Raw genomic sequence first — 9,178 nt, 5'->3', positions numbered from 1 at the left:
TCGGTCCGCTCGGCCAACTTGCGTGCGGCGCATGCTGCGCTGCTGGAAAATGCGCGCTTTATGGAGCAGTTCTACGCGAAAAAGGGCAGCTTTAAGCTGACGTCGACGAAGTGGCCGGAACTGCCGGTGAAGGAGGCGGGCGGTTTCTGTATCAGGATGAGCGGTCAGGCTAAGGGCATCCTGGAGGGTAAGTTTACCTTGAAGGCGGTGGCGCTGGATAGGGAAGCGGAGCCGAGGGTGCTGCGTTTGAACGAGTCGCTGACGGCGGTGGTATGCGGGAAGATGAAGGGGAAGGGCAGCTGTACGGACGGTGAGGAGATATTTAGGGGCAATGATGCGGAGTGTAAGCCTTTTATGGGGTGACAATAGAGTGGAAAGGAGATAAGAGAGTAAAAAGGACGTGGGGTACACGCCCTTTGAGGAGAATGAAGGGAGCGATTATTCGCTCCAGCTGACTATGCCTAGCATCCAAGTAAGGAGAATCAGACCACCAAATACAATACGGTAGTAGGCAAAAGGCACATAGTTTTTACTGGAGACAAATTTCAGCAAAGCTTTTACTGCCAATAAACCGGCAATAAATGCTGCGATAAAACCGATGGCAATTTGTCCGACATCTTGCAAGGTAAAAAGTTTGTAGTTTTTTAAAATGTCGTAACCTGTGGCCGCAATCATCATTGGTACAGCAAGGAAGAATGAAAATTCGGTAGCCGTTTTACGTTCCAGTCCCCATAGCATACCGCCCATGATGGTACTGCCTGAACGTGATGTCCCAGGGATAAGGGCACAAATTTGGGCGCATCCTACAACAAATGCGTCAATTGGGCGCATATCATCGACATGGTTGACTTTAGGTTTTGCTGTTGCTTGGCGTTTTTCAACCCATAAAATGAAGAAGCCTCCCAGTGCCAGCATGGTAGCAACGGTAATCGGGTTGAAAAGATACAATTTAATTTGTTTACTGAATAAGAGGCCAACAATCGCAGCGGGGATGAATGCGATAAATAAATTCAGCACAAAGCGATTGGCTGTTCGCTCTTTGCCTAGTCCTTTTATGATATGGATAAATCGTTGGCGATATTCGAATACGACGGCTAATACGGCACCGAGCTGGATGGCAATTTCGAATACTTTACCGTTACTTTGGAAATTCATTAAGTCGCCGAATACAATCAAGTGACCGGTACTTGAAATAGGGAGGAACTCGGTTAAACCTTCGATAATACCGAGAATAAGTGCTTTAAATAAAATCAGAATGTCCATAAGTTTTCAGACGGCCTTGAGGCCGTCTTTCTTTTGTTGAATAGTTAAAGTGGTTTTGAGGATTGTTCGCGACGGGCTTTGACGATGAGGTCATCTATGGTTTTCATACCGACTTTCCAGTCGCCACCATTGAAATTGACTTTGTATTTACCACCGACAATGACAGTTGGTGTGTTTTCAATTCGATAAGTTTCCGTCAATTGCTGCATTTTTGCAGCAGCCGACGCGGCAGCAGGGCTATTGTAGGCTTGAAGCAGTTTTTGACTGTCAAAACTTGTCTGTTTACCAACCCATGATCGGAATACATTTGCATCAGCCAGGTTGATTTTTTGTTCGTAAACTGCTTTGAAGATGACTGGATTGGCCTGATATTTTAAACCTGAAAGATTGACGGCAGCGGCTACTTTGGCCAAGCCTAACATTTCAGGCATCCAAACGACGTGTTCTGTCCGTAAGGAAACATCTTTGGCAAAGGTTTTGCTGTGTTGCAACAAAACGGGATCGAGATGGTAACAATGGACGCAGAAGTAGCCGAAAAATTCTAGCACTTCAATTTTTCCGGCTTGTTGCTGCGGAATAGGGCGACTGAGGACAGTATAGTCCACGCCCTCGGTAGCAGCCTGCGCACTCAGACTGAGCAGGCTCAGGCTGAGTGCGGAAATGGTTTGTTTTATATGCTGCTTCATCAGTGATTCCATTATTTGCTAGAACGAATCAAGCTGTTGATATTATGGCCTTGCAGGTTTTTTTGCAGTTTTACAGCGGCTTCCTGCGGCATGGTATTACTTTGAACTCGGTAAATGGTTTTGTCGCCGTTTTGCGATTCAACCACTTTGGAAGAAACACCTAAAATAGCTAGTTTTGCACGTTGTGAGTCTGCGCTGGAGCGGTCTGCATATGAACCAAGTTGCAGGAAGGCTTTTTTACCGCTGTTCACAGCTGCTTCGGCTTTTTCTGCTGACTGTTTACTTGCAGTGTTGCTGCTTTCTTTTGTTGTAGAGGCATTTGCTGCTTTACGTGCTTTTTCGATGCTGCCGCTGTTGAGGATTTGCTCAGGTGTCGGCTTGTTTTGTTTTTTGACTTCGGCTGCTTTTTTCTCAGCCAATTTGCGCTCGGCACGCTCTTTTTGTTTGTCGGTCAGTTGGTCGGCTGCTTTTTTATCTTTTGCAGTTTTATCAGTAGCTTCTTTTTCAGCTTTGGCTTTTTCTGCGCGTTTTTTCTCTAATTCGGCTTTTTTCTCGGCCAGTTTTTTCTTGGTGGCTTCTTTTTCTGCTTCCGTTTTTGCGGCTTTTTCTTTGGCTTCACGTTCGGCTTTGTCGACGGCAGTTTTGTCTGCTCTTTCTTTGGCTTCGCGTTCGGCTTTGTCGGCGGCGGCTTTTTCAGCTTTTTCTTTAGCTTCGCGTTCGGCTTTTTCTGTTTCAGCTTTATCCGCTTTTTCTTTGGCCTCGCGATCGGCTTTTTCCTGAGCCTCTTTTTCTGCTTGAGCTTTCTCTTCAGCTTCTTTGGCAGCCTTTTCAGCCGCTTCTTTTGCTTTGGCTTCTTTCTCCGCCGCTTCTTTTTCAGCTTTGGCTTTTTCTTCATCTGCTTGGCTGGACGAGTTGTCGGTAGCTGGGCGTTTCTCTGCTTTGTCCTGAGGTTTCAGGATTTCAGGTTCTTCGCTTTGTTTAGGCTGAGTCAGCTCTTTGAAAACGTTTTGGTTGCCTTGGTTCAAGAAGAACAAAATACCGGCAATAATACCTGTTGCCAGTATCAGGCCGAAAAAGAAACCGGCCAAGCCTTTGCCATATTGTGTAGATTTTTTCATGACTTACCTTGTAATAATGTGTTCAGACGGTCTGAAGGGAGACTGTCTGAGTTTGGATTCGATATTTTATCAATAACCGTTATGGACGGCAAAATCCTGATGCTTTGTTTACTCTAGTTTTACTTAAACATAAAGATTCAGGCCGTCTGACAAGTTAAAGGGCGCGACGGAAGCCGATGGCTTTCATCACATGGGTTTTGCTGACTTCTTCATCACCCGCCAAATCGGCCAGCGTACGGGCGACGCGCATGATGCGGTGGAAACTTCGGGCGGAAAGGGACAGTTTTTCGAGCATAGTTCCCAAGGCTTCTTGCGCTTCTTTTTGAATACGAGCTTTGCCATCGAGCTCGCCGACACTCAGTTCTGCATTGACTTTGCCTTGTCGGTTGTATTGGATTTTGCGTGCGGCGGTAACGCGTTCCAATACGGTAGCACTGGATTCGCCTGCTTCCTGTTGCATCAACTCGGCAGCGGAAAGGCTGGGTACTTCGATGGTTAAATCAATACGGTCGAGCAATGGCCCTGAAATTTTGTTGCGGTAGCGGGCAACGCTTTCAGGCGTGCAGCGGCAAGGTTTGGATGGATGACCAAGATAGCCGCAAGGGCAGGGGTTCATGGCGGCGACAAGTTGGAACTTGGCTGGATAAACTGCTTGGCGTGCGGCGCGGGAAATATGGATTTCGCCGTTTTCCAAAGGTTCGCGCAACACTTCTAATACTTTACGGTCAAACTCGGGCAATTCGTCTAAAAACAACACACCGTGATGTGCCAATGAAATTTCGCCCGGACGCGGGTCTGAACCACCACCTACCATGGCAGCCGAGCTGGCGCTGTGATGAGGGCTGCGGAAAGGGCGGTTACTGTCGAGTTGCTGTTGATGGTTGGGCAGGAGCGAACGCAATGCCCATACTTCGACTAATTCGTCTTCGGTCAAAGGCGGAAGGATGCCGGGCAAACGTTGCGAAAGCATGGATTTGCCCGTACCCGGCGGACCCATCATCAGCAGGCTGTGTCCGCCTGCCGCTGCGATTTCCAAAGCAAGGCGGGCGGTATGCTGGCCTTTAACATCAGCTAAATCAGGAATTTTACTTTGTTCAGACGGCCTTTGTGGCAGTTTGCATTCGGTTTGTGTCAACGGTTCGATGCCGTTTAAATGGGCGGCCACTTCACCCAAAGAACGCGCTCCATAAACCGCGATACCGCGCATAACGGCAGCCTGTTCGGCATTTTCTTGCGGCAATACAAACGAACGGCCTGCCTGCATTCCCTGCCATGCCATGGCCAGTGCACCGCGCACGGGACGCAGCAGGCCGGATAGCGCCAATTCTCCGGCAAACTCATATTGGGAGAGCTTTTCAGGATTGATTTGTCCCGATGCGGCAAGAATGCCTAAGGCAATCGGCAAATCGAAACGGCCGGATTCTTTTGGGAGGTCGGCCGGTGCGAGGTTGACGGTAATTTTCTTGGCGGGAAAGTCGAAGCCGCTTTGGATAATGGCGGCACGCACACGGTCGCGGCTTTCTTTAACTTCAGTATCGGGCAAACCGACGATATTGAAATGTGGCAAGCCGTTGGCAAGGTGGGCTTCCACTTCGACCAACGGCGCATTCATGCCGCTTAAGGCGCGGCTGTAAACCAAAGCAAGCGACATGTTTCAGACGGCCTTATTCGGCAGCTTCAGTTTGTTGTTTGATTTCGGCAACAGCTTCTTCTGCAGCAGCTTCGGCCGCTTTCAAAGCAGCTTCTTCAGGCTCTTGAGCGGCTTCGAGTTTGGCCAAACGGGCTTCCAATTCAGCCAGTTTGGTACGGGTTTTAATCAAAACCTGTTGTTGGATGTCGAATTCTTCGCGGGTCACCAAATCCATGCGGTTGAATGCGCTGCCGAGCATGGCTTTAACGTTTTTTTCCATGTCTTTGGCAGGGCTGTTGGCGATGGTTTCGCTGATTTTGGAGCTGACTTCTTCAAAAAGTTGTTTGCCGAACATAATCCGTATCCTTTATTCAGAATGTATATAGAAATTCAAGTGGCTATTGTATAAGGAAAAAGGCCGTCTGAAAACGGGAATTTTGAGACGGCCTTTGCTTTCTATCGTAAATATTCCGTGTATTTTAACGTTCAACACGGGCTTCAAAAATAGACATCAGCCAAGCGCCGCCTGTGAAGCCTTTGCATGAGCCGGTGGTGTGTTCCTCACTGCGGACAAACGTTTTACCGTCCCACACCGCTGCATTGCCAGACCAGCAGTCGCCGATCCCTCGGCCTTTGAAGCTGCCGCTAAGGGTGGCTGTTTTCTCATCGAATCCGCCGTGACCGCCGTATGTCATTGGCGGCAGCACTTGTTCGATTTTGGTTAATTCTTTGTTGGCAATGGCATAGTAGCCGCCGGTTTGATAGGCTCCGCCGATACAGATGGCCTCTACCAATACTTGTTGTTTGTTGAGCGGATAAATACTTAGGCTGCGATTCCAATCCATGTGCTCTTTATCATGCAGGGCGGGGCAGTAATTGTCATCGTCAGTGGGAGCATAGTTGTTGCTGTCTCGCAGCAGTTTCATGACGGCATTGTGGCGCGACGTGTTTTGCTCCAGCGTATCGCTTGCTTTTTGTAGTACGGCAACGGCACGGATAACGGGTTTGGGTTGAGGATTGAGGACTGCCTGATTGCTGTTGCCTTTGCGTATCAGCGCGGAAGGTGTGTTCAGACGGCCTTGGAATTCATCCGCTTTCAACATTGCCGCCGCTGCGCCTTTGTCGGACAAATGCCATTCATATTTTCCAGATCGGATGCTGATTTTGCTCTCTTTTTTCAATGCTTCGAGTAAGGCACTGGTTTGCGCGCTGCTCAATTTGCCTTGGCCTTTTTTGTTCAACGCCAATTTGCCCAGTGATTTACCGTTCAATACTAATTCGTTGCGGGTTGCAATGCTGGCGAGTTGTGTGTCATCGTCATTAAATGACAGCAAGGAAACTTCGCCAATTACGGCGGCATTCGCCCCTGCTTGTCGGGTAAACAGGATAGAAACCGGCGGTTCTGTTTCATCTGCCTGATATCCGGCAAGACGGCAGGTGCCGGTATTGTCGCAAGCAATGTCCCAGTCTTTGTAATTTTGATAAAAGCCTTGAGGCGGAGCAGCCAGTGCGGTGGCAGGCAAAACAGCCAGCAGCCATTTTTTCATGATGTATGCTTTCAGTTTTATTTATGTAGATTCACAAGGAAAGCATAGCAATCCAAAATTTCATTGCACTGTTTTTGTGAAAATACGATGTGTCGTTCGTAAAAAGGTTTTGAATATTTAGATGTAAAAAGGCCGTCTGAAACTCCCGTTCAGACGACCTTTATTGTTTTTCTACACGCCTGCGGCTGCTTTCAATGCGGCTGCTTTGTCGGTGCGCTCCCAAGTAAATTCAGGCTCCTCGCGGCCGAAGTGGCCGTAGGCGGCGGATTTGCTGTAAATCGGGCGCAGCAGGTCGAGCATTTGGACGATGCCTTTAGGGCGCAGGTCGAAATGTTCGCGAACCAGGGCAATCAGTTTTTCTTCGCTGATTTTGCCGGTGCCGAAAGTATCGATGGAAATCGAAGTCGGTTCGGCAACGCCGATGGCGTAGGAAACTTGGATTTGACATTGGGTCGCCAAACCGGCGGCTACGATGTTTTTTGCAACATAACGGCAGGCGTAAGCGGCGGAACGGTCCACTTTGGACGGGTCTTTGCCGGAGAATGCGCCGCCGCCGTGCGGAGCTGCGCCGCCGTAGGTATCGACGATGATTTTACGGCCGGTCAAACCGCAGTCGCCTTGCGGGCCGCCAATAACGAAGCGGCCGGTCGGGTTGATCAGGTATTTGGTTTCGTCGGTCAGCAGTTCAGACGGCAGAACCGGTTTGATGATGTGTTCGATCACGGCGTTTTTCAGCTCTTCGTAACTGATAGACGGATCGTGCTGGGTAGACAGGACGACGGTGTCGATGCGTTTTACTTTGCCGGTTTCGCTGTCGTAAACCACGGTCAGTTGGGCTTTGGCATCAGGGCGCAGCCAAGGCAGGCGGCCGTCTTTGCGCAATTCGCTTTGGCGTTGCATCAGGCGGTGGCTGTAATAGATGGCAAACGGCATCAGGGTAGGGGTTTCGTCGCAGGCGTAGCCGAACATCAAACCTTGGTCACCCGCGCCTTGGTTCAGGTCGATGCCTTCGCCTTCGTTCACGCCTTGGGCGATGTCCGGAGATTGTTGGTCGTAGTACACGCCGACTGCGCAGCCGTTAGCGTCAAAGCCCAGCTCGGAGGAGTTGTAGCCGATGCGTTTGATGGTTTCGCGTGCGACTTTGATGTAGTCCACTTGGGCAGTAGTAGTAATTTCGCCTGCCAATACGCACAAGCCTGTGTTGACCAAGGTTTCGGCGGCGACACGCGCTTTGGGGTCTTGCGCCAAGATGGCATCCAAAATCGCATCGGATACTTGGTCGGCAACTTTATCCGGATGGCCTTCGGATACCGATTCGGAAGTAAACAGATATTCGCTCATTGCTATTCTTTCATTAAAAACAGGCTGCTGTGTTTTCAGACGGCCTTTTATTTCGGACAGCGGAAATCATAACAAAAACTCCGCTTTTTCTCTATACAAGTGAGAAATATTCGCACTTGCCTGCTGTTTCGGAATCCTGTTGCACGTTTCTTACAGGCAAAAAAATTCCCGCATTAAGCGGGTTTGGATTGCTCTGGCGAGCCACATCGGTTTTTCAACCGTCCACCTTACCTTTCCGTTTGAAAAGCAGGTTGGCATGGAATTCCCAACTCTTAATGCAGCGCGGATAGTAGCAGAAAAGCAGGTGTGCCGCAATATATTTGCCCGAAGTCTGTTTTGTTCAGACGGCCTGTTTCGTTTACAATCTGTCCACTTCATTTTGGTAAAACCTTATGCAAACGCTTGTTACCTTTGTTTTTAAATTTTTGGCCGCGCTGCCTTTGGCTTGGTTGCACAAATTAGGCAACCTACTCGGCAGTTTGGGTTTCCGCGTGCTGTCGAAAGATCGCCGGCGGGTATTCGAAAACATGAAACTTGCCGGATTGAACCCGACGGACGAGGCGGTAAAAAAAGTTTTTCGTGAAACGGCAAAAGGTGGCTTGGAATTGCCGGTGGCGTTTTTCAGACGACCTGAGGAAATTGAAAACCTGTTTGTCAGCGTCAATGGTTGGGAACATGTTCAGACGGCCTTGAGCGCGGGTGAAGGTTTGCTGTTTATCACGCCGCACATCGGCAGCTATGATTTGGCGGGCCGCTACATCAGCCAGCAACTGCCGTTTCCGCTGACGGCGATGTACAAACCGCCTAAAATCAAGGCTTTTGATGCGGTGATGCAGGCAGGGCGCGTGCGCGGCAAAGGCAAGACTGCGCCGACCAGTATTCAGGGCGTCAAACAAATCATCAAAGCGCTGCGCGGCGGCGAAGCGACCATTGTGTTGCCGGATCATGTGCCGTCTCCGGAAGAAGGCGGCGACGGCGTGTGGGTAGACTTTTTCGGCAAACCTGCCTACACCATGACGTTGGCGGGCAAGCTGGCGCAAGTCAAAGGCGTAAAGGCTTTGTTTTTCTGCGGCGAGCGTTTGCCCGACGGCAAAGGCTTTGTCCTGCACATCGAGCCTTTGCGCGGCGAATTGAACGGCGATAAGGAGAACGACGCGCGCGTGATCAATGAAAATACCGAATATTGGATACGCCGTTTTCCGGAACAATATTTGTTTATGTACAATCGCTACAAACATCCCGAAGGCGCGCCTTTCCCGCCGGAAATATAGGCTTGCCGAATGTAAAAAACCTGCTTGGACTCAAGCAGGTTTTGTATTTGGTCGGAATGAGAGGATTCGAACCTCCGATCCCTTCGTCCCGAACGAAGTGCGCTACCGGGCTGCGCTACATTCCGAATGTGGGAAATTATAGGATAGGAGAAGCCGGTTTGTACAGGGGTCGATAAATAATTAATAATTGGCTGCCGATGGGTTTGTTTTAGGCCGTCTGAAGCGATGTGTTTCAGACGGCCTGTGTTTTTGTTTGCCGCTTCTGCTGAAGCATTTGTCCTAATGGCATTATAATGTGGGCAATTGTTTTTTAGATTGTCTG

The 9,178-nt window shown here is 49.5% G+C and carries 9 protein-coding genes, 1 tRNA gene and 1 riboswitch; of the genes, 2 read left to right on the top strand and 8 right to left on the bottom strand.

Annotation, left to right across the window (positions count from 1 at the left end; genetic code table 11):
- Positions 1-363: type IV pilin protein (locus O3681_RS05475; protein ID WP_371459460.1), on the top strand; the 363-nt coding region annotated here is incomplete at its 5' end.
- A gap of 75 nt (positions 364-438) precedes the next feature.
- On the opposite strand, the gene O3681_RS05470 is transcribed toward O3681_RS05475, so the two are convergent.
- From O3681_RS05470 to metK, 7 genes are all read right to left on the bottom strand, one after another.
- Positions 439-1,263, bottom strand: coding sequence for an undecaprenyl-diphosphate phosphatase (locus tag O3681_RS05470; protein ID WP_371459459.1), 825 nt, complete (start codon positions 1,261-1,263; stop codon positions 439-441).
- Between the two features lie 44 nt (positions 1,264-1,307).
- Positions 1,308-1,949, bottom strand: a complete 642-nt coding sequence (locus O3681_RS05465) for a thiol:disulfide interchange protein DsbA/DsbL (RefSeq protein ID WP_070608096.1) — start codon at positions 1,947-1,949, stop codon at positions 1,308-1,310.
- A gap of 11 nt (positions 1,950-1,960) precedes the next feature.
- Positions 1,961-3,067, bottom strand: coding sequence for an SPOR domain-containing protein (locus O3681_RS05460; RefSeq protein WP_107723648.1), 1,107 nt, complete (start codon positions 3,065-3,067; stop codon positions 1,961-1,963).
- Between the two features lie 154 nt (positions 3,068-3,221).
- Positions 3,222-4,718, bottom strand: coding sequence for a YifB family Mg chelatase-like AAA ATPase (locus O3681_RS05455; RefSeq protein ID WP_107723647.1), 1,497 nt, complete (start codon positions 4,716-4,718; stop codon positions 3,222-3,224).
- Between the two features lie 13 nt (positions 4,719-4,731).
- Complete coding sequence (locus tag O3681_RS05450) at positions 4,732-5,052, bottom strand: accessory factor UbiK family protein (RefSeq protein WP_003684455.1); 321 nt, start codon at positions 5,050-5,052, stop codon at positions 4,732-4,734.
- 124 nt (positions 5,053-5,176) lie between these two features.
- Positions 5,177-6,244, bottom strand: coding sequence for a DUF1176 domain-containing protein (locus tag O3681_RS05445; RefSeq protein ID WP_107723646.1), 1,068 nt, complete (start codon positions 6,242-6,244; stop codon positions 5,177-5,179).
- A 171-nt stretch (positions 6,245-6,415) separates the two neighbouring features.
- Complete coding sequence (metK, locus tag O3681_RS05440) at positions 6,416-7,585, bottom strand: methionine adenosyltransferase (protein WP_371459458.1); 1,170 nt, start codon at positions 7,583-7,585, stop codon at positions 6,416-6,418.
- Positions 7,586-7,758: 173 nt separating this feature from the next.
- Positions 7,759-7,869: riboswitch (SAM-I-IV-variant riboswitch) on the bottom strand.
- 108 nt (positions 7,870-7,977) lie between these two features.
- Between metK and O3681_RS05435 the strand changes: the two genes are divergently transcribed.
- Positions 7,978-8,856 (top strand): lysophospholipid acyltransferase family protein, encoded by an 879-nt coding sequence (locus O3681_RS05435; protein WP_070625949.1) that lies wholly within the window; start codon positions 7,978-7,980, stop codon positions 8,854-8,856.
- Positions 8,857-8,904: 48 nt separating this feature from the next.
- Here O3681_RS05435 and O3681_RS05430 read toward each other — a convergent pair.
- Positions 8,905-8,981: transfer RNA gene (locus O3681_RS05430), tRNA-Pro, on the bottom strand.
- Between the last annotated feature and the right edge of the window lie 197 nt (positions 8,982-9,178).

It is taken from the genome of Neisseria sp. 27098_8_158 (genome assembly GCF_041433145.1).
Lineage (GTDB): Bacteria > Pseudomonadota > Gammaproteobacteria > Burkholderiales > Neisseriaceae > Neisseria > Neisseria subflava_E.
The sequence above is the reverse complement of the archived record's forward strand: the minus strand, read 5'-3'. Positions and strand labels throughout refer to the sequence as shown.